Source organism: Actinotalea sp. JY-7876, assembly GCF_014042015.1.
Taxonomy (GTDB): Bacteria; Actinomycetota; Actinomycetes; order Actinomycetales; family Cellulomonadaceae; genus Actinotalea.
On sequence record NZ_CP059493.1, the window covers coordinates 3,205,071 to 3,224,025 of the forward strand.

Annotated in this window: 22 protein-coding genes, 2 tRNA genes and 1 other RNA gene; 10 read left to right on the forward strand and 15 right to left on the reverse strand. The window is 75.0% G+C overall.

Annotated elements, in window-relative coordinates:
• The first annotated feature begins 48 nt into the window (after positions 1-48).
• The 3 genes from H2O74_RS14775 (at position 49) to H2O74_RS14785 (ending at position 1,675) form a co-directional block, all read left to right on the forward strand.
• Positions 49-975, forward strand: a complete 927-nt coding sequence (locus H2O74_RS14775) for a metallophosphoesterase (protein WP_182112271.1) — start codon at positions 49-51, stop codon at positions 973-975.
• Between the two features lie 53 nt (positions 976-1,028).
• Positions 1,029-1,102: transfer RNA gene (locus H2O74_RS14780), tRNA-Pro, on the forward strand.
• Between the two features lie 75 nt (positions 1,103-1,177).
• Entirely contained in the window at positions 1,178-1,675 is a 498-nt protein-coding gene (locus H2O74_RS14785; RefSeq protein WP_182112272.1) for an NUDIX domain-containing protein, read from the forward strand.
• Positions 1,676-1,690: 15 nt separating this feature from the next.
• Here H2O74_RS14785 and H2O74_RS14790 read toward each other — a convergent pair whose 3' ends face one another.
• From H2O74_RS14790 to H2O74_RS14815, 6 genes are all read right to left on the reverse strand, one after another.
• Positions 1,691-2,479 carry an ABC transporter permease gene (locus H2O74_RS14790; protein ID WP_182112273.1) on the reverse strand — a complete coding sequence of 263 codons (789 nt, stop codon included), beginning with the start codon at positions 2,477-2,479 and terminating at the stop codon, positions 1,691-1,693.
• A gap of 1 nt (position 2,480) precedes the next feature.
• Complete coding sequence (locus H2O74_RS14795) at positions 2,481-3,461, reverse strand: ABC transporter ATP-binding protein (RefSeq protein WP_182112274.1); 981 nt, start codon at positions 3,459-3,461, stop codon at positions 2,481-2,483.
• Positions 3,462-3,531: 70 nt separating this feature from the next.
• A complete protein-coding gene (locus H2O74_RS14800) occupies positions 3,532-4,236 on the reverse strand; it encodes a hypothetical protein (RefSeq protein WP_182112275.1) in 705 nt (234 codons plus the stop codon).
• A 10-nt stretch (positions 4,237-4,246) separates the two neighbouring features.
• The gene (locus H2O74_RS14805; protein WP_182112276.1) at positions 4,247-4,981 is read right to left on the reverse strand and encodes a hypothetical protein; all 735 of its coding nucleotides are present in this window, start codon (positions 4,979-4,981) and stop codon (positions 4,247-4,249) included.
• A complete protein-coding gene (locus H2O74_RS14810; RefSeq protein ID WP_182112277.1) occupies positions 4,978-5,853 on the reverse strand; it encodes an ATP-binding cassette domain-containing protein in 876 nt (291 codons plus the stop codon). The genes H2O74_RS14805 and H2O74_RS14810 overlap by 4 nt, the downstream gene beginning before the upstream one ends.
• Positions 5,850-6,254 carry a GntR family transcriptional regulator gene (locus H2O74_RS14815; RefSeq protein ID WP_182112278.1) on the reverse strand — a complete coding sequence of 135 codons (405 nt, stop codon included), beginning with the start codon at positions 6,252-6,254 and terminating at the stop codon, positions 5,850-5,852. The genes H2O74_RS14810 and H2O74_RS14815 overlap by 4 nt, the downstream gene beginning before the upstream one ends.
• Positions 6,255-6,397: 143 nt before the next feature.
• Between H2O74_RS14815 and H2O74_RS14820 the strand changes: the two genes are divergently transcribed.
• Positions 6,398-6,781, forward strand: coding sequence for a DUF3592 domain-containing protein (locus H2O74_RS14820; protein ID WP_182112279.1), 384 nt, complete (start codon positions 6,398-6,400; stop codon positions 6,779-6,781).
• A 31-nt stretch (positions 6,782-6,812) separates the two neighbouring features.
• Here the strand turns inward: H2O74_RS14820 and H2O74_RS14825 are convergent, their stop codons facing one another.
• A complete protein-coding gene (locus H2O74_RS14825; RefSeq protein WP_182112280.1) occupies positions 6,813-7,892 on the reverse strand; it encodes an aspartate-semialdehyde dehydrogenase in 1,080 nt (359 codons plus the stop codon).
• Complete coding sequence (locus H2O74_RS14830) at positions 7,889-9,163, reverse strand: aspartate kinase (RefSeq protein WP_182112281.1); 1,275 nt, start codon at positions 9,161-9,163, stop codon at positions 7,889-7,891. Before H2O74_RS14830 ends, H2O74_RS14825 begins: the two co-directional genes overlap by 4 nt.
• A 138-nt stretch (positions 9,164-9,301) precedes the next feature.
• Between H2O74_RS14830 and H2O74_RS14835 the strand changes: the two genes are divergently transcribed.
• Positions 9,302-9,781 (forward strand): SSI family serine proteinase inhibitor, encoded by a 480-nt coding sequence (locus H2O74_RS14835; protein WP_182112282.1) that lies wholly within the window; start codon positions 9,302-9,304, stop codon positions 9,779-9,781.
• 12 nt (positions 9,782-9,793) lie between these two features.
• Here H2O74_RS14835 and H2O74_RS14840 read toward each other — a convergent pair whose 3' ends face one another.
• The 6 genes from H2O74_RS14840 to ffs all read right to left on the reverse strand — a co-directional run bounded on the left by H2O74_RS14840 (position 9,794) and on the right by ffs (position 16,296).
• Positions 9,794-10,396 (reverse strand): DUF5063 domain-containing protein, encoded by a 603-nt coding sequence (locus H2O74_RS14840; RefSeq protein ID WP_182114314.1) that lies wholly within the window; start codon positions 10,394-10,396, stop codon positions 9,794-9,796.
• Positions 10,397-10,403: 7 nt separating this feature from the next.
• Positions 10,404-11,003, reverse strand: a complete 600-nt coding sequence (gene recR, locus H2O74_RS14845; RefSeq protein WP_182112283.1) for a recombination mediator RecR — start codon at positions 11,001-11,003, stop codon at positions 10,404-10,406.
• Between the two features lie 339 nt (positions 11,004-11,342).
• On the reverse strand, positions 11,343-13,829 hold the full coding sequence (locus H2O74_RS14850) for a DNA polymerase III subunit gamma and tau (RefSeq protein WP_220457973.1): 2,487 nt from the start codon (positions 13,827-13,829) through the stop codon (positions 11,343-11,345).
• Between the two features lie 53 nt (positions 13,830-13,882).
• On the reverse strand, positions 13,883-15,307 hold the full coding sequence (locus H2O74_RS14855) for an FtsX-like permease family protein (RefSeq protein ID WP_255491662.1): 1,425 nt from the start codon (positions 15,305-15,307) through the stop codon (positions 13,883-13,885).
• Positions 15,304-16,041 carry an ABC transporter ATP-binding protein gene (locus tag H2O74_RS14860; protein WP_182112285.1) on the reverse strand — a complete coding sequence of 246 codons (738 nt, stop codon included), beginning with the start codon at positions 16,039-16,041 and terminating at the stop codon, positions 15,304-15,306. Before H2O74_RS14860 ends, H2O74_RS14855 begins: the two co-directional genes overlap by 4 nt.
• A gap of 158 nt (positions 16,042-16,199) precedes the next feature.
• An RNA gene (gene ffs, locus H2O74_RS14865) (signal recognition particle sRNA small type) lies at positions 16,200-16,296 on the reverse strand.
• An 88-nt stretch (positions 16,297-16,384) separates the two neighbouring features.
• Between ffs and H2O74_RS14870 the strand changes: the two genes are divergently transcribed.
• The 4 genes from H2O74_RS14870 (at position 16,385) to H2O74_RS14885 (ending at position 17,933) form a co-directional block, all read left to right on the forward strand.
• On the forward strand, positions 16,385-16,687 hold the full coding sequence (locus tag H2O74_RS14870; protein ID WP_182112286.1) for a helix-turn-helix transcriptional regulator: 303 nt from the start codon (positions 16,385-16,387) through the stop codon (positions 16,685-16,687).
• Positions 16,669-17,058 (forward strand): VOC family protein, encoded by a 390-nt coding sequence (locus tag H2O74_RS14875; RefSeq protein ID WP_182112287.1) that lies wholly within the window; start codon positions 16,669-16,671, stop codon positions 17,056-17,058. The genes H2O74_RS14870 and H2O74_RS14875 overlap by 19 nt, the downstream gene beginning before the upstream one ends.
• A 50-nt stretch (positions 17,059-17,108) precedes the next feature.
• A tRNA-Ser gene (locus tag H2O74_RS14880) sits at positions 17,109-17,193 on the forward strand.
• A gap of 125 nt (positions 17,194-17,318) precedes the next feature.
• Positions 17,319-17,933, forward strand: coding sequence for a dihydrofolate reductase family protein (locus H2O74_RS14885; RefSeq protein ID WP_182112288.1), 615 nt, complete (start codon positions 17,319-17,321; stop codon positions 17,931-17,933).
• Positions 17,934-17,957: 24 nt separating this feature from the next.
• Here the strand turns inward: H2O74_RS14885 and H2O74_RS14890 are convergent, their stop codons facing one another.
• A complete protein-coding gene (locus tag H2O74_RS14890; protein WP_182112289.1) occupies positions 17,958-18,461 on the reverse strand; it encodes a MarR family winged helix-turn-helix transcriptional regulator in 504 nt (167 codons plus the stop codon).
• 89 nt (positions 18,462-18,550) lie between these two features.
• On the opposite strand from H2O74_RS14890, the gene H2O74_RS14895 reads away from it, so the two are divergent.
• Positions 18,551-18,922: a DoxX family protein gene (locus tag H2O74_RS14895; RefSeq protein ID WP_182112290.1), complete on the forward strand. Its 372-nt coding sequence runs from the start codon at positions 18,551-18,553 to the stop codon at positions 18,920-18,922.
• Positions 18,923-18,955: the final 33 nt, after the last annotated feature.

An 18,955-nucleotide genomic window follows, 5' to 3' on the forward strand; every position in this document is an offset into this window, starting at 1 on the left:
CGGCTCCCCCCTGCTGCACCGCGTCGCGGCCTCCTCCGGCGTGCGCGGATGAGCCGGATGCTCCGCACGGCCGGGGTCGTCGGCGCGCTCGGCGTCGGCGCGCTCGCGTGGGCCGCCGCCGAGGCCCACTGGTACACGCTGCGCCGGTTCACGCTGCCGGTGCTCCCCGCTGGCGCGGCGGACCTGCGGGTGCTGCACATCTCCGACCTGCACCTCGTGCCGAGCCAGGAGCGGAAGATCGCCTGGGTACGGTCGCTGGCGACGCTCGAGCCCGACCTGGTCGTCGACACGGGCGACAACATGGCGCACGTCGACGCGCTGGCCCCGCTGCTGCACGCGCTCGAGCCGCTCATGGCCCTGCCCGGCGCATTCGTCATGGGCTCGAACGACTACTACGCGCCCGTGCCGAAGAACCCGGCGCGGTACCTGCGCCGCGACGCCCGCGGGAGCCTGCGGCGGGACCACGTGGCCCTGCCCGCGGACGCGCTCGCCGACGCGCTGCGTGACGCCGGCTGGAAGGACCTGACCAACCGGCGCGACGTCGTCGACGTCGCGGGTCGCCGCGTGAGCCTGGTCGGCGTGGACGACCCGCACCTGGACCGCGACCACTTCCCCGCCGTCACCCGGAGCCACCACTCGCCCGTCGACCTGCGGCTGGCGGTGACGCACGCGCCGTACCGCCGGGTCCTGGACGCGATGCACGCCGACGGCGCCGACGTCGTCCTGGCGGGCCACACGCACGGCGGCCAGCTGTGCGTGCCGTTCCTCGGCGCGCTGGTGACGAACTGCGACCTGGACCGCGGCCGGGCCAAAGGGCTGCACGGCTGGCCGGGCGCGCGGCCGGACGAGCCCGACGGCGCGGACTCGACGTGGCTCCACGTCTGCGCCGGCCTGGGGACCTCGCCCTACGCGCCCGTGCGGTTCGCGTGCCGTCCGGAGGCGAGCCTGCTCACCTTGACCGCCGCGACCCGCTGAGCGGGACGCGGTTCACCGGCACCCTCGGGCTGGGCTATCCTTGTCAGGCTCCACGGGGTGTGGCGCAGCTTGGTAGCGCGCTTCGTTCGGGACGAAGAGGGCGCAGGTTCAAATCCTGTCACCCCGACAGTGCACGAAGGCCCCCGGGCCGGCGGAGACGCCGCCCGGGGGCCTTCGTCGTCCCCGGGCTACAGTCGCCCGCATGCCGATCCCCGACTTCGTCGCCGACCTGCGTGCCCGCATCGGCACCGACATGCTGTGGCTGCCGGGCGTCTCCGGGGTGGTCGTGGACGAGCGCGGGCACCTGCTCCTGGGCCGCCGGGCGGACACCGGCGCCTGGGCCGTCGTCTCGGGCATCCTCGAGCCCGGCGAGGAGCCCGGCGTCGCGATCGTGCGCGAGGCGCGCGAGGAGACGGGCGTGGACGTCGAGGTCGTCGCGCTCACCGCGGTGTCCGTGAGCGAGCGGGTCCGCTACCCCAACGGCGACGAGGCGCAGTACCTCGACACGTGCTTCTGGTGCCGGCCCGTGGCCGGTGAGGCGCACGTGGCCGACGACGAGTCCCTCGAGGTCGGGTGGTTCGCCCCCGGCGCGCTGCCCGAGCCGCTGACGCCCAGCTCGCGCGAGCGCATCGACCGGACGCTGGCGTACATCGCGGCCCGGGCCGAGGGCGCCGCACCCGACCCGTGGTTCGCCCGCTGAGCGGACGGCCCGGGCTCAGGACCAGCGGAAGAACCTCGCCGCCAGCGGCACGCACACGGCCGTCCAGCCGGCCATCGCCAGCAGCTCCTGGGCCGGCACGCCCGTCCCGTACCAAGCCGTCGCCATGGCCTGCGAGACGGCCCCGACGGGCGTCCACGCGCTGATCGTCGCGACGACGTCGGGCATGAGCGGCAGCGGGAGCCAGACGCCCGCCAAGAACATGGACGCGACCCAGGCGACCATGCCGGCCGCGGTCGCCGCGCCGGCGGTGCGCGCCCGGGCCGCGATGAGGCAGCCGAGGGCGAGCGCCGACGTCGCGCCGAGCACGAACGCGGCGAGCAGCACGAGCGGCTGCGACGGCATCGCGATGCCGAGCACGACCGCCCCGAGCACGACGGCGAGGACGCCCGCGACCACGATCGACCCGAGGGCGACGAGCAGCTGGGCGACGAGCACCCGTGACGGGGGCAGGGGCGTCGTCGACAGGCGGCGCAGCACCCCCTTGTCGCGGTAGGTGCCGAGCACCGTCGGGAAGGTCGACAGCGCGGCGGTGCCGATCGCCAGGGAGAGCACGATCGGTGCGTAGGCGGTGATCGTGGTGACCTGGCTCAGCACGGGGTCGGTCGCGTCCACGGGCTCGTCGGCCCAGGGCATCACGAGCCCGAGCACGGTCAGGAGCACGCCCGGGAACAGGAGCCCGAAGAAGGCGGTGCCGCGGTCGCGGAGCAGCAGTCGCGCCTCGACGGCCGTGAGCCGTGCCAGGACGGCGGGAGCGGTGGCGGTGGCGGTGGCGGTGGCGGACATGTCAGACCTCCGGCTGGGACGTGGTGGACCTGCTGGTGAGGGACACGAAGGCGTCCTCGAGGGACCCGCGCTCGAGCTGCAGGTCCACGGCCCGGGCGCCCGCGCGGTCGACGGCCACGAGCACGTCCTGGACCACGTGCTCGCCGCCCCGGACCTCGTAGCGCCCGTCGACGCCGGGGCCGGTCACGGTGGCCCCGGCGGCCCCCAGGCCACCCACCACGTCGCCGACGACCCGGAACCGCAGGACGACGTCGGCCGCGGCGGCCGTCGCGAGCTCGGCGGGCGTGCCCGTCGCCACGACCCGTCCGTCGTCGATGACGACGATCCGGTCGCAGAGCCGCTCGGCCTCCTCCATGAGGTGGGTGACCAGCAGGATGGTCACGCCGCGGTCGCGGATGCGCTCGATGACGGACCAGGTGTCCCGCCGCGCCTGTGGGTCGAGCCCGGTGGTCAGCTCGTCGAGGATCGCGACCTCCGGGTTCCCGACGAGCGCCAGCGCGACCGAGAGTCGCTGCCGCTGGCCGCCGGAGAGCTTGGCGAACTGCGCCTCCGCCTTGTCGGCGAGGCCGAGGTCGCGCAGCAGCTCGGCCGGGTCGGCCGGGTCCGCGTAGAAGGACGCGTAGAGCTCGACCGCCTCGCGCACCCGGATCTTGGCCGGGAGCTCGCTCTCCTGCAGCTGCAGGGCGAGCCGCTGGCGCAGCTCGGGACCGTCGCGGGTCGGGTCGAGGCCGAGCACGCGGATGGTGCCGGCGTCGGGGGTCCGCAGGCCGGCGAGGCACTCGACGGTCGTGGTCTTCCCGGCGCCGTTGCGGCCCAGGATGCCGAGGATCTCGCCCCGGCGGACGGTCAACGAGACGTCGGCGACGGCGACCTTGTCGCGGTAGGTCTTGCGCAGGTGCTCGACCTGCACGACGACGTCGTGCGCGGGTTCCGGGTCGGCGACGGCCGGTGCGGGCTCGGACTGGTCGGGCTGTGTGTGCACGGTGTCTCCCGGGGGTCGGCGGTGCGGTTGTCGGAGGGCGTGGTTCGGACGGGTGGGAAGGGCCGGGCGCCTAGCTCCCCGGACGGTGGATCGCGGCACGGCTCAGGACCATCCGCGTGGCGAGGAGGAGCAGCGCGGCGACCCCGACCGGCAGCAGGGTGGTGGCGGGACCCGTGAGCGAGGGCCAGCCCAGCGCCGCCCCGACCTCGCCCTGCCACCCGGACGCGACCCAGGTCTCGGCCGCGACGGCCGGGCCGACGGTGAGGGGCAGCGTGAGGGTGCCCCACCACGCGCCGGCGCGGTAGTACACGGCCCCCACCAGGGTCCCGGCCGCGCCGTAGGCGGCGAGGTGCGCGGCGGCCTCGAGGATGAGCGGGAGCACGGGCCTGCCCGTCGTGTCCGTGACGGCCGCCTCGACGGCGGCCCCCACGGCCCAGGCGACGCCGCCGGCCAGGGCGGTGACCACGGCGACGGCGACGAGCACGTCGGCGAAGGCGCGGCGGGTCAGCCCGTTCGCGACGTGCGCGGCGAGGCCCGAGGGCACCAGGGAGAGCAGCATGGCGAACGCGAACCAGCGGGGCGCGGAGTCGACGGTGCTCCACATGCCCGCGGCGTCGACCTCGACCCGCAGCGGCGTGCGCGCCATGACGACGACCACGGCCGCGAGGAGCACCCAGTACCAGGCCCAGGCGACCGCGTGACGACGCAGGAGCTGTGCGCTCGCGCGCAGCACCCGGGACCCGCTCCGCGAGCGGGACAGCGCGACGGTGGTCATCTCTTCCTCCTCAGGTGGTCGGCCGGCGCAGAGGCACGCGGCGCAGGACGAGGTGCACGGCGACGAGGCCGAGCACGGCTGCCAGGAGGGCTCCGAGCGCGCGCAGCGGCACGGCGACGCCGGCAGCGAGCTCGAGGGAACCCAGGCTCCAGCCGCCCGAGAGCAGCAGCTGGGCGACGGCGACCGGCAGCAGGGTCAGGGGCAGCGCGAGCGTCCCCGACCAGCCGCCGCCGCGGTAGTAGCCGGCGCCGACGAGCGCGCCGGACGCGCCGTAGGCGAGCATGGCCAGCAGCGCCTCGAGCGCGACGAGACCGAGCTGCGCCCCGTCCGCGTAGAGGTGACCCTCGACCGCCGTGGGCCAGCCGCGCGAGCGGAACACCGCCGTCTCGACCGCGTGGCCGGCCGTCCACAGGACGGCGAAGGCGGCGGCTGTCACGACGAGGACGGCGGCGAGGACCCGGACGAACGCGCGGCGCGTCAGGCCGTTGGCGACGAAGGGACCGGCGGCGCCCGCCGTGACGAAGACCAGCATCGCGAAGGCGAACCACCGGGTCGCGGTGCTGAGGTAGCCCCACGCGCTCAGCTCGAGCACGTCGAAGCGCAGGGCCGCGGCGGCGACGCCGATCCCGACGACCACGAGCGTGAACCAGAACCAGCCCCAGACGGCGAGCTGGCTGCGCAGGCACAGGCGCGTCGCGCGGGCGGCCGGGCCGGTGAGGGACCAGGACGGCGCGACGGCGCTCATCGGCGCTCCCCGGACGTCGTGAGGTGGACGAACAGGTCCTGCAGCGGGACGGGCCCGACCTCGAGGCCGAGCTCGCGCGCGCGACGTCGTGCGTCCGCGTCGAGCCCGCCGTCGACGGTCACCGCGGCGGTGCGGCCCAGGGTCCGGCGCTCGAGGACGCTGCGCCCGTCGAGGAACGCGTCGACGACGTCGGCCGGGCCGGTCAGGGTCGCCCCCCGCGCCCGGAGGGCGTCCGCGTCGTCGGCGAGCAGGACGCGCCCCCGGTCGAGGACGACGACGCTCTCGAAGAGGCGCTCGACCTCCTCGATGAGGTGGCTCGAGACGACGATCGTGCGCGGGTGGGCGGCGTAGTCGGCGAGCAGCTCGTCGTAGAAGGCGTAGCGCGACGGCGCGTCGAGCCCGAGGTAGGACTCGTCGAGCATGGTCAGCGGTGCGCGCGACGCGATCCCGACGACGACGCCGAGCGCGGAGCGCTGCCCGCGCGACATCTCGCCCGGCTTGCGGTCCAGGGGGACCTGGAGCCGCTCGGCGAGGCGTCCGGCGAGCTCGCCGTCCCACGTCGGGCGCACGGCCTCGGCGATCTGGAGCGACGTCCGCGCCTTCTCGTCCATGTGGTCGCCGCTCTCGCGGACGAGGCAGGTGCCGGCCATGATGCGGGCGTTCTCGAACGGGTCCTCGCCGTCGACCAGGACGGTGCCGCTCGTGGCGGGACGGAACGCGGCGAGCACGGACAGCAGCGACGTCTTGCCCGAGCCGTTGCGGCCGAGCAGGCCGTGGATGCGGCCGGGCTCGAGCGTCAGGCTCACGCCGTCGATCGCCGTGGTGCGGCGGTAGCGGACGGTGAGGTCACGGACCTCGACTCCGAAGCTCATCGGGTCTCCTGCTCGGTGGTCGGGGACGGGCTCGCGGGGACGGGGTCGGCGGCGAGGGCCCGGAGGTGGGCGACGACGTCCTCCACCGGGATCTCGAGGCGCCGCGCCTCAGCCGCGACGGGCTCGACGACGTCGGCGAAGAACCGCTCGCGCCGCCCCGCCAGGAGGCGGGCGCGCGCGTCCGGTGCGACGAACATGCCGACACCGCGGCGCTTGTAGAGCACTCCCTCGTCGACCAGCTCGGTGAACGCCTTGGCGGCGGTCGCGGGGTTGATGCGGAACGTGGTCGCGTACTGCGTCGTGGACATGACCTGCTCCTCCTCCCGGAGGGTGCCGTCGAGGATGTCGCCCCGGATCTGGTCGGCGATCTGGAGGTAGATCGGGTCGCGTCCGTCGAACACGGTCACGTCCTCCCGCCGCTTGGGTGGTTCATTACAGGAGTAATGAACCACGGAACCGACCGGGGCGCAAGGACGGATCCCGTCGTGCGCCCCGGCGCCCTGCGCGGGCTTCCCTCAGGGCGCGCGGCCAGTAAGGTCCGCGCGTGAGCTTCTTCCTCTTCTCGCCCCTCGGGCTGATCGCGCTGGGACTCCTCGTCGGAGGGCTGCTCATGGTGCGGTCCGCGCTCGCGTCGCGCCGCGTGCCCGTGCCCGGGCGGGTGGTGGACCGGTCGTGGATGACGCAGCCGCCCCGCGTCACCGTCGAGTACCCGTCCCCGCACGGCGAGACCCTGTCCGCCCGCCTCTCGGCCGGACCGATCTACGGCCTGCGGGGCCTGACCGTCGGCGACGCGGTCACGGTCTACGTCAACCCGCAGCGCCCGCACGACGTGACGCTCGGCCCGGGCAGCGCGACGACGACCTACGGCGTCGCGCTCGCGACGATGGGGGCCCTGCTCCTGCTGTTCCTGCTGCGCCTGGGCAGCTGAGACCGCCCGGCCGGGACGCCGGGCCGGGCCGTCAGGCCGTGGCGAGCCGCTTCGCCGCGACGAGCTCCGCGATCTGCACCGCGTTGAGCGCCGCGCCCTTGCGCAGGTTGTCGTTGCTGACGAAGAGCGCCAGCCCGCGCCCCTCCGGCGCGCTCTGGTCCGCCCGGATGCGCCCGACGAAGCTCGGGTCCCGGCCGGCGGCCTGCAGCGGCGTCGGGATGTCGCTCAGCTCGACGCCCGGGGCCGCCGCGAGCAGCTCGGTCGCGCGCTCGACGGACAGGGGCCGCTCGAACTCGGCGTTGATCGACAGCGAGTGACCGGTGAAGACCGGCACCCGCACGCAGGTGCCCGCGACGCGCAGCTCGGGCAGGTCGAGGATCTTGCGGCTCTCGTTGCGGAGCTTCTGCTCCTCGTCGGTCTCGAACGAGCCGTCGTCGACGAGGGCGCCCGCCATCGGCAGGACGTTGAAGGCGATGGGCCGCGCGTAGATCCCGGGCTCCGGGAAGGCGACAGCGCCGCCGTCGTGCGTCAGGGCCGCGATGTCGGCGCCCTCGAGCGCGCGGACCTGGGTCTCGAGCTCGGCGACGCCCTTGAGGCCGCCGCCCGAGACCGCCTGGTAGGTCGAGACGACGAGGCGCACGAGCCCCGCCTCGTCGTGCAGCGGCTTGAGGACCGGCATCGCGGCCATCGTGGTGCAGTTGGGGTTCGCGATGATGCCCTTGACCGCGCGGTCGACCGCGTCCGGGTTGACCTCGCTCACGACGAGCGGGACCTCCGGGTCGCGGCGCCACGCGGACGAGTTGTCGATCACGAGGGCACCGGCGGCCGCGAAGCGCGGCGCGTGCTCCTTCGACGTCGCCCCGCCCGCGGAGAACAGCGCGACGTCGATGCCGGACAGGTCGGCCGTGGCCGTGTCCTCGACGACCACCTCGGTGCCGCGCCACGGCAGCGTCGTGCCGGCCGAGCGCGCCGAGGCGAAGAAGCGGATGGAGGCGAGCGGGAAGTCGCGCTCGTCCAGCAGGCGGCGCATCACGGCGCCGACCTGCCCGGTCGCGCCGACGACGGCGACCCGGAGGCCGGGTGCGGTGGTGCTGGTCTGGTTCGTGGTCATCGTCCGGTCCCCCCGTACACGACGGCCTCGCCGTCGGCGGAGTCGAGGTCGAAAGCGGTGTGGACGGCGCGCACGGCGTCGTCGAGCTGGTCGGCGCGCGTCACGACCGAGACGCGGATCTCGGACGTCGAGATCATCTCGATGTTGATGCCGGCGTCGCGCAGCGCCCCGAAGAGCTTGGCGGAGACGCCCGGGTGCGACCGCATCCCGGCGCCCACGAGCGAGAGCTTGCCGATCGTGTCGTCGTACTGGAGCGAGGCGAACCCGATCTGGTCCTGCGCGGCGCTCAGCGCCGCCGTCGCGCGCTGTCCGTCGCTCGCCGGGAGCGTGAAGGAGATGTCCGTCAGGCCGGTGGACGCCGCCGACACGTTCTGCACGATCATGTCGATGTTGACCTCGGCGCCGGCGACGATCTCGAAGATCCGCGCGGCGGTGCCGGGCACGTCGGGGACGCCGACCACCGTGACCTTGGCCTCGCTGCGGTCGTGCGCGACACCCGAGATGATCGGCTGCTCCATGGGTCCCTCTCCCTCGACGGGCTGGTCGGTCACCAACGTGCCCTCGCGCCCCGAGAACGAGGAACGCACGTGGATGGTCACCTTGTTCCGGCGGGCGTACTCGACGCAGCGGAGCATGAGCACCTTGGCCCCGCTCGCCGCCAGGTCGAGCATCTCCTCGTAGGTGACCCGCTCGAGCTTGCGTGCCGTCGGCACGATGCGGGGGTCGGCGGTGAAGACGCCGTCGACGTCGGTGTAGATCTCGCAGACGTCGGCGCCCACGGCCGCGGCGATGGCGACGGCGGTCGTGTCCGAGCCGCCGCGGCCCAGCGTCGTGACGTCGTTCGTGCTCTCGGTGACGCCCTGGAAGCCCGCGACGATCGCGACGTTGCCCGCGTCGAGCGCCTGGCGGATGCGGTTGGCCTTGACGTCCACGATCCGCGCGCGCCCGTGCGCGGCGTCGGTGATGACACCGGCCTGCTGACCCGTGAACGACTGCGCCTGCACGCCGAGGTTGGCGATCGCCATCGCGAGCAGCGACATCGAGATCCGCTCCCCGGCGGTGAGCAGGATGTCCATCTCGCGCGACGGCGGCAGCGGCGTGATCTCGTTCGCGAGGTCGATGAGCTCGTCCGTCGTGTCACCCATCGCCGAGACGACGACGACGACGTCGTCGCCGGCGCGCTTCGCCTCGGTGATCCGCTTCGCGACGCGCTTGATCGCGGCGGCGTCCGAGACGGACGACCCGCCGTACTTCTGCACGATCAGGGCCACGGTGGAGCTCCGGGAGGTCGAGACGGGGTGCGACCGGATCACGCACGGGATCCGACCCTCGAATGATAGGTCGGCCCACGCCTCGGACATCCGGGTGTCCGAGGCGTGGGCCGCGGCGGTGGGGGGAGGATGGGGGGCATGAGGACGCGCCTGCTGACCTGCCTCGCCGCCGCCGCCGCGCTGGGCCTCGTCGGCTGCGCCGACGCGGGCGATCCCGAGCCGACGCCCACGCCGGGCGCGACGGCACCGGCGACCCCCACGCCGTCGGGCGACCCCACGCCGGCCGCCGTCGGCGCGGCCTCGCTCACCGTGACGGTGGACGAGACCGGCTCGGGCGCGACGACCACCCTCACCCTGACGTGCGACCCGGCGGGCGGCGACCACCCCGACCCCGAGGGCGCCTGCGCGGCCCTGGCGGCCGTGGGCACCGCCGGCCTCGCCGAGACGCCGCCGGACGTCATGTGCACGCAGCAGTGGGGCGGACCGCAGGTCGCCACGGTGGAGGGCACGGTCGACGGGGCGCCGGTCAGCGCGCGGTTCTCGCTCACCGACGGCTGCGAGATCGCGCGCTGGGACGCGCTGGTGCCGCTGCTCCCGGCCGCGGGCGGCGGGATGTGACCAGCCCTGCCCTCAGGGGTGCAGGGCCTGGAACTCCGCCTCGGCGGCGACGTCGTCGTCGACGTCCAGGCGCAGGTGCGCGAGGACCGTCTGCAGGACGCGCAGGACGGCGGACGCGCGCTCGCCCCAGTTGGACAGGTACGAGTACTGCCACCACCACAGGGCCTCGGTCACGCGGCCCGCGGCGTGGTGCCGCAGGCCCTGGGCGAGCGACCCCGCGATGAGCATGAGGTCGCCGGAGACGGACGACGTGACGACGTCGCCTCCCAGCACCGGGTCATCGACCTCGGCGTAGTCGTCGATCCCGTCGAGGACGTTCTCGAGCGCGGCGCGCAGCGGGTCGAGGTCGGGGTCCGGACCCAGGTCCGGCTCGAAGCGCTCGACCGGGACGACGTCGACCATCGCGCCCAGGCGCGCGCCCGCCGCCAGCACGTCGGACACGGCGAGCAGCAGCAGGGCGATGGCGGCGTCGGGGTTGGCGTTCGCGCCCACCTCGGTGACGGTCGTCAGGAAGCTGCGCGACTCCGAGGCCATCGAGTGCGCGACCTCGCGCAGGTCGGCCGGGGCGCCGGCAGGCACGTCGGCGGGCTCGTCCTGCCTCGGTCGCGGGATCATGGGGATGTCAGGCACTGATCTGCCTCCGTCCTTCGAAGGCACGCCCGAGCGTGACCTCATCGGCGTACTCCAGGTCGCCCCCGACCGGCAGCCCGGAGGCGAGACGCGTGACCCGCAGCCCCATGGGGACCAGGAGGCGCGCGAGATAGGTCGAGGTGGCCTCGCCCTCGACGTTCGGGTCGGTCGCGAGGATCACCTCGGTGACCGTGCCGTCGGCGAGGCGCGACATGAGCTCCTTGATGCGCAGGTCGTCCGGGCCGACGTTGTCGATCGGGTTGATCGCGCCGCCGAGCACGTGGTACCGACCGCGGAACTCGCGCGTGCGCTCGATCGCCACGACGTCCTTCGGCTCCTCCACGACGCAGATGACCGCCGTGGAGCGGCGCGGGTCGCGGCAGACGCGGCACAGCTCCTCCTGCGACACGTTGCCGCAGACGCTGCAGAAGCGGACGCGCGCCTTGACCTCGGTCAGGGCGTCGGCGAGACGCCGCACGTCGGCGGGGTCCGCCGCGAGGAGGTGGAACGCGATGCGCTGGGCGCTCTTGGGACCGACCCCGGGCAGTCGCCCGAGCTCGTCGATCAGATCCTGGACCGCACCCTCGTACACCCGGCCAGCCTACGTGGTCGGCACCGACCCGGCGCCGACGCCGCGCACGGGAGACACCACGGGCACGCAGGCACGCAGCCAGGGACGCGGAGGGTTCTGCCCGCGGGCCGGCCACAACCCTCCGCCCCGGCGGACGCGGCGCGCGCGACGAGCACCGGCATCGCGGGCACCGGCGCACGAACGGGAACGGAGGGTTGTGGCCGCGGAGCGGGTGCAACCCTCCGTCGAAGCGGGCGACGCGACGGCAGCGCGAGGTCGCCGCGCGGCGTGACGCGACGGCGGTGCGACGTCGCCAGGGCGCGCGGCGCGGTGCGGCGGGTCGCACCTGGGTCTGTGCGGCTAGCGGGAGTCCTCGATGATCTCGTCGACCACCGTGCCGCCGAGCATCTGCGCCACCAACGGGGCGCCGACCAGCCCGGTGGAGAGCAGGTCGGGGTCGTCCGGGCTGGCGTCGTCGCCGTCGTCCTCGGGGCGGCGGACGGCGGCGGGCGCGTCCTGCTGGAAGCGCGGGCGGGCGCCCTCGGGGACGCGCAGCGGCTGGCGCGGCGCCCCGCGGCCCGGCCCGGCGGGCAGGGGTGGCTCGGGCTCCGTGTCGGGTTCCGGGCCGTCGGGGATGCCGTCGGAGGCGGGTCCGGGTGCGGCGGTGCCACGGGCGGACCGTCCGACGTCGGCCGGCTCGCGCCCGGCCTGCGGCTCGCGACCGCCCGACGGGCGGGCCGTGTCCGACGCGGCGGGACGCGCCGGGGCGGCGGACGGGCGTGCCGCGGGGGCGTCCCACGACGCCTCGGCCTGGGCGGTGGACATCCGCGCGGGAGCCGCGTCCGCCGCGCGGGGGGCCTCCGGCGCTCCCGCGGCCCCAGCTGCCGCGGTGGCGCTCTCCGTGAGGGTCGTCTCCACCCGCACGGTGATGCCGAGGGTCTCGTGCAGCGCGCGCTGCACGTTGTCCGGGTGCGGGCCGCTGCGGAAGGTGGACGCGAGCTGCGGGGTCGTGAAGGCGAGGGCCACACGGTCGGCCGTCACCTCGCCGACCTGGGCGTTCTGGCTCACGAGCACCCACGTGGCCATGCGCAGCCCGCGCAGCGTCTGCAGCACCTCCGGCCACCGTCGCCGCACCGTCTCGGCGTCCAGGCCGGGCGCGGTCGGCGCGGACTGCCCGGCCGCGACGGGTTGCACGGGTGCGCTGGGGGGCGCCGCCTGCGCCTGCTGCGGCGCGCGCGCCTGCTCCTCCGCGACCTCCGGCGTACCGCTCGGCGCGGCGGGTGCCGCCGCCACCTCGGCGGGGTGCGCGCCGCCCTCGCCGCCCTCCGCGGACGCCGGCTGGCTGACCTCCGGCACGGCCGGCTCCGACGGCTCGGCAGGCACCGCGTGCTCGACGGGCACCGTCGGCGCGCTCTCGACGGGTACGGCCGCGGCCGGGGCGGCTGCCGGAGCGCGCCCAGCAGCCGACGCGGACGCGGCAGCCGGAGCGGACGCGGCAGCCCGAGCGGACCCGGCGGCGGGAGCCGGAGCGGGCGCGGCAGCCGAATCCGCCGCGGGGGCAGGCCGGGGCTCCGGCGCCGCGGGTGCAGGCCGGGGCCCCGGCGCCGCAGCCTTCGACGCTGCGGGAGGCGCGGCGGCGGGCACGGAGGGCGCCGCGGCGGGCCGGTCCGCGGCGGGCCGCGCGCCGCCCGCGAGCTCGCGCTCCACGCGGTCGAGCCGCGCGCCCAGGCCGAGGGAGCCGTCGTCGGCCGCGGGCAGGAGGAGTCGCGCGACGAGCAGCTCGAGGTGCAGCCGGGGCGACGTCGCGCCCGTCATCTCGGTGAGCGCGGCGTTGACGAGGTCCGCCGAGCGCGACAGCTCAGAGGCTCCGAGCACCGCGGCCTGGCCGCGCATCCGCTCGAGCTGGTCGGCCGGCAGGTCCCGGAGCACGGCCTGCGCGGCCTCGCCCGACGCCGCGATGACGATGAGGTCACGCAGCCGCTCGAGGAGGTCCTCGACGAAGCGGCGGGGCTCGTGCCCCGAGGAGATCACGCGCTCCACGACGCGGAAGGCGCTCGCGCCGTCCCGCGCGGCGATCGCGTCGACGACGTCGTCCAGGAGCGTCGCGTGGGTGTAGCCGAGCAGCGCGACGGCGCGCTCGTAGTCGATGCCGTCGGCGTCGGCGCCGGCGACGAGCTGGTCCAGGACCGACAGCGAGTCGCGGACCGAACCCCCGCCCGCGCGCACCACCAGCGGCAGCACGCCCGGTCCGACCGGCACGCCCTCGGTCGCGCAGAGCTGCTCGAGGTACGGCTGGAGCGTCGACGGGCCGACGAGGCGGAACGGGTAGTGGTGCGTGCGCGAGCGGATGGTCCCGATGACCTTGTCGGGCTCCGTCGTGGCGAAGATGAACTTGATGTGCGGCGGCGGCTCCTCGACGATCTTGAGCAGCGCGTTGAACCCCTGCGGGGTCACCATGTGCGCCTCGTCGAGGATGAAGATCTTGAAGCGGTCGCGCGTCGGGGCGAAGGTCGCGCGCTCGCGCAGGTCGCGCGCGTCGTCGACGCCGCCGTGGCTCGCCGCGTCGATCTCGACGACGTCGAGGCTCCCCGGCCCCCCGCGCCCGAGCTCGACGCAGGACGGGCACGTCCCACACGGCTGCGGCGTCGGCCCCTGGGCGCAGTTGAGGCAGCGCGCGAGGATGCGGGCCGACGTCGTCTTGCCGCAGCCGCGGGGGCCCGAGAACAGGTAGGCGTGGGTGACCTTGTCCGCCCGCAGCGCCTGCATGAGCGGCTCCGTGACGTGCTCCTGGCCGATCACCTCGGTGAAGGTGTCGGGCCGGTAGCGGCGGTACAGGGCTGTGCTCACGCCACGAGGGTAGACGGCGCGGCCGACAAGCGGGCGCGCGGTCCCCACCCGGCTCAGTCCGGCCGCACCACCGTCTCGCGCAGCACCGCGCGCAGCAGCGGACGGCTCGTCTCGGTGGCACCGACCACGAGCAGGCCGCCGCCCAGGAGGCATCCCGCGAGGAGCGCGAGGCCCGCCGGCGCCATGACCAGCGCCAGGCCGTACAGGGGCAGCAGGACGACCAGCGAGACACCGGCGGAGAGTCCCGCGACCAGCACCATCGGCGCGATGACGACCCGGCGCCGCACCGCGTCGAACAGCTCCTGCGGCACGCCCGCGAGGTGCTGCAGGGCGTACTCCTGCCGGCGGTCCAGGACGGACGCGGCCTGCATGATGCCGGCCGACGCGGCGGCCACCACGAACGCGATCGAGAGCGCGAGGATCCCGCCCGTGAGCACGTCCTGCGCGAAGACCACGTCGTTCTGGTTCGTGTCGCCGGACACCTCGGTGAGCACGGGCAGCACCGACACCACGCCCGCGACGAACGAGGCCAGCCCGAGGCCGGCCACGACGCGCCACGCCGCCTTGGGGTCGTCGAGCAGCCGACGCCCGGCGAGCAGGCGTGCGGGCGTCCTGGCACGCCGGACCATCGCGCGGGCCATGACGCTGATGACCCAGGGGCCCAGCAGGTTCAGCGCGAGCACGACGAGCGCGAGCGTCCCGAGGAGCAGGACGAGGAGCACCGCGAAATCCAGGCCGAGGTCGACCCTGACCATCACGGTGAAGGCCACCACCGCGACGACGACGGCGAGCGCGCGGACCCAGCGCATGCCCGGCGGCGTCGTGCGGCGCGCGACGCCGAGCGGCGTGACCACCACGCGGCGCAGCGAGACCGCGGCGCTCACGGCCGCGACCAGCGGCACGACGACGAGGGTGGCCGCCACGACCGGCAGGCCGACCCACAGCTCGCCGACCGAGAACGGGTCGCCCATGAAGGGGATGCTCGTCCACACCGGCAGGAGCGCCCCGTAGCCGAGCAGGCCGAGGACCGCACCGACGAGCCCCTGCTTGGCGGTCTCCAGCGCGGTGAGGCCGACGACCTGGCCGCCGGTGACCCCGAGCAGCCGGAGCGTCGCGAGCCGCGCGTCGCGGCGGGCGACCCCGAGCCGGGCCGCACCCGCGCCGAGCGAGACCAGCGGGACCACGAGGAGGACGACCGCGACCCACGCGAGGATCACGTAGGCCTCGCCGTAGTGCGTCATGTACTCCGACGCCGGGTCGGCGTCGCGCCGGATGAAGCCGCGGAGCCCTCCCACGACGCTGACCGCGAACGCGGTCGAGACGGCGAACGCGACCACCGCGAGCACCCCCGGCGTCAGGCGGCCCCCTGCGCCGCCGGACACCGGGCCGGGCCGCGATGTGCCGCGCACCCCGGGGATCAGGTGCGCGACCGATCCGCTGCGCAGCGGGCCGCTCGCGAGCATCAGGACGGTCCTCATGCCGCCACCACGCGGCCGTCGCGCACCACGATGCGGCGCGAGCACCAGGACGCGACGTTCTCGTCGTGCGTCACCACGACGAGCGACGCGCCCGCGGCACGGGTGGTCTCGACCAGGACGCGCATGACGTCGGCGCCGGTCGCCTGGTCGAGGGCGCCGGTCGGCTCGTCCGCGAAGACGACGTCGGGCCCGGTGATCAGCGCCCGCGCGACGGCGACGCGCTGCGCCTGGCCGCCCGAGAGCTCGCCCGGGCGGCGCGTCTCCATGCCGGCGAGGCCGAGCGAGGCCAGCCACTGCCGCGCCAGGGTGACCGCCTCCGCGCGCGGCGTGCCGAGGAGCATGGGCGGCAGGGCGACGTTCTCCTCCGCCGAGAGCTCGCCCAGGAGCTGGCCGAACTGGAACACGAAGCCGTAGTGCGCGCGGCGCAGGATCGTCCGCTTCGTGTCGCTCAGGCCGCTGACGTCCCGGCCCTCGAGCGTCACGGTGCCGGAGTCGGGCGGCAGGATGCCCGCGAGGCAGTGCAGGAGCGTCGACTTGCCCGAGCCCGACGGGCCCATCACCGCCAGCGACTCGCCCGCCGCGAGGTCGACGTCGACGCCCGCCAGCGCCGTCGTGCTGCCGAAGGTCTTGACGAGGCCGCGTGCGCTGAGGCGGGCGGCGGGCGGCGCCGGGACGCGCGCGGGCGCGGCGCTCGGGGCCGCGGCGGGCGGCGGAGGGGGGAACGAGGTGCTCATGGCAGCCAGCGTGGCGGCGGTGCCCCGTCCGGCGCGTCGCCCTCGGGTCCCGTCCTGCCGGTGCGCGGCTGCGACCCTGGGAGGGTCGGTGCGGCCGGTGTCATCCCTGGGTCGCAGGCGCCGTCGCACGGCAGGCTCGCTCTGCAGGGCTCCGGGCATGCAAGGACCCCCCGCACACCCGCCAGAGCCCGCCTGCCCTTGCTGCCTTCCGGCCCTGGGGGAGTTCAGCGAGATGACGCCGCACGAGGGGTCGTCGCCCACCCTAACGCAGCGCGCGCACCGTCCGTCACGCGTCCACCGGGACAATTGACATGCAAGTCTGTGCTTGCCTATCGTCGCCGACATGGACGACGCCGTCTTCAAGGCGATCGCCGACCCAACCCGCCGCGCGATCCTCGACGAGCTCGTGGAGCGCGACGGACAGACCCTGTTCGAGCTCTGCACCCGCCTCATCGGCACGCACGGCCTGACGTCGTCGCGCCAGGCCGTGTCCCAGCACATCGCTGTGCTCGTCGCCGCCGGGCTCGTCCGCACGCGGCGCGAGGGCCGCTACACGTTCCACCACGTCGACACCTCACCCCTGACCGCCATCGCCGAGCGGTGGCCGCACCGGAAAGCAGGTCCGCCATGCCCCGCATCACCGTGATGAGCGTCTTCGTCGACGACCAGCAGGAGGCCCTGCGCTTCTACACCGACGTCCTCGGGTTCGAGAAGCGGACCGAGGTGCCGTTGGGAGAGCACAGCTGGCTCACGGTCGGCTCCCCCGACCAGGCCGACGGCCCCGAGATCCTGCTCGAGCCGTCCGAGCACCCCGCCGTCGCCCCGTTCCGCGACGCCCTCGTCGCCGACGGCATCCCGTTCGCGTCGTTCGGCGTGCCGGACGTCCGGGCGGAGTACGAGCGCCTCGTCGGCCTCGGGGTGCGCTTCACGCAGGAGCCGCTGACCATGGGGCCGGTGACGACGGCCGTGCTCGACGACACGTGCGGCAACCTCATCCAGCTGGCCTCGCAGGCCTGATCGGCGCGCGTTCGGCCGCGGCCCGGTCCTCCGGTATCCTCGTGCGGCCGGGAGGATTCGCCTAGTGGCCTATGGCGCACGCTTGGAAAGCGTGTTGGGTTAACGCCCTCGGGGGTTCGAATCCCCCATCCTCCGCACCTGGTACGACACGAAGGGCCCGTGACCTGCAGCGATGTGGGTGACGGGCCCTTCGTCGCGCATCCTCGACCGCCGCGGTACCCGCCCGATGACTTCACGCGGCTCGCCGGGTCACCCACAGCATGACCCGCATCGTGGCGGACATCTCCGTCTCCCTCGACGGCTTCGTCACCGGACCCGACCCGGGCCCGGACAACGGCCTGGGCACGGGGGGTGAGGCGCTCCACACGTGGGCGTTCTCCGACGACCCGGCCGACCAGCAGGTCCTGCGGGACGCCACCGCCCGCTCGGGTGCCGTGGTCATGGGCCGGCGGCTGTTCGACGTCGTCGACGGGCCGCACGGCTGGGACGAGGAGACGGGCTACGGCGCCGGCGAGGTGGGCACCCCGCCCTTCGTCGTCGTGACCGGCACGCCGCCCGACGCCGTACGGCGCAGCGACCTCGACTGGACCTTCGTCACCTCGGGGCTCGCCGACGCCGTCGCCGTCGCCCGCGAGCGCACGGAGGCGGCGGCGTCCGGGCGCGGCACCGTGCTGGACGTCGTCCTCATGGGCGGCGGCGCGACGGTGGGCTCCGCGCTCGCCGCCGGCCTGGCCGACGTGCTCGTGCTCCACCTCGCGCCCGTGGTGCTGGGCGCCGGGACCCCGCTCTTCCCGAGCGGCGCACGCCTCCGGCTCGTGCAGCGGAGCGTGACGCCGACGTCGACCGCGACGCACCTGGTCTACGACGTCGCCTGAGCGACGACGTCGCCCGGCCTGAGGTCAGCGCGCCACCGCGCCCGGCGGGGGCGGGAGTGCCCGCTCACGCTGCGTGGCGTCGACGATGCGCTCGGTGATCTCGCGGAGCTGACGCACCTGCTCGGCGTCGAGGTTGTCGAACACGAGGCGCTGGACCTCCTCGGCATGGCCGGGCGCCGTCGCGACGACCTTCTCCCAGCCGTCCTCGGTGAGCGTCGCGAGCGTCGCGCGGCCGTCGGTGGGGTCCGGCACGCGCGTCAACCAACCGCGGCTCTCCAGCCGGGCCGCGATCCGCGAGAGGTGCGAGAGCGAGACGTTCGCGCGGACGGCGATGTCACCCATCCGGGCCGCGCGGCCCGGGGACATCGAGCACCACGAGAGGACCTGGTACTCCGCGTGCGAGAGCCCCGCGTCGCGGCGGAGCTGCGCGTCCAGGGCGGCGGGGAGCGAGACAGTCGTCCGCAGCAGACCGATCCAGGCCTGCGTCTGCTCGGGCGTCAGCCACCGGGGCTCGTCGGGCCGCGTCATGCCGCCACGATACTTGACATGGCAAGCATTCGCACGGCACATTACTTTCCGCGGTAAGCATTCCGCATCCCTCCGTACGAAGGACCACCATGACCGTCGCCCTCTGGGTCGCCCAGATCCTGCTCGCCCTCGCCTTCCTCGCCGCGGGCACCATGAAGGCCACCCGCCCCAAGGCCGCACTCGAGCCGATGCTGCCCTGGGTCGCCGACTTCTCCGCGACCCAGGTCCGCCTCATCGGGGTCGTCGAGGTCCTCGCCGCGCTCGGCCTCGTGCTCCCCGCCCTCACGGGGATCGCGCCCGTCCTGACCCCGGTCGCCGCCGCGGGTCTCGTCGTCGTGATGCTCGGCGCGATCGTCGTCCACGCCCGACGCAAGGAGCCGCAGGGCATCGTGATGAACGTCGTCCTGCTCGCCGTCGCCGCCTTCGTCGCGTGGGGCCGGTTCGGGCCGTACGCCTTCTGAGCAGCGGGGAATGACCGCGCCGCCAGCCGGTTG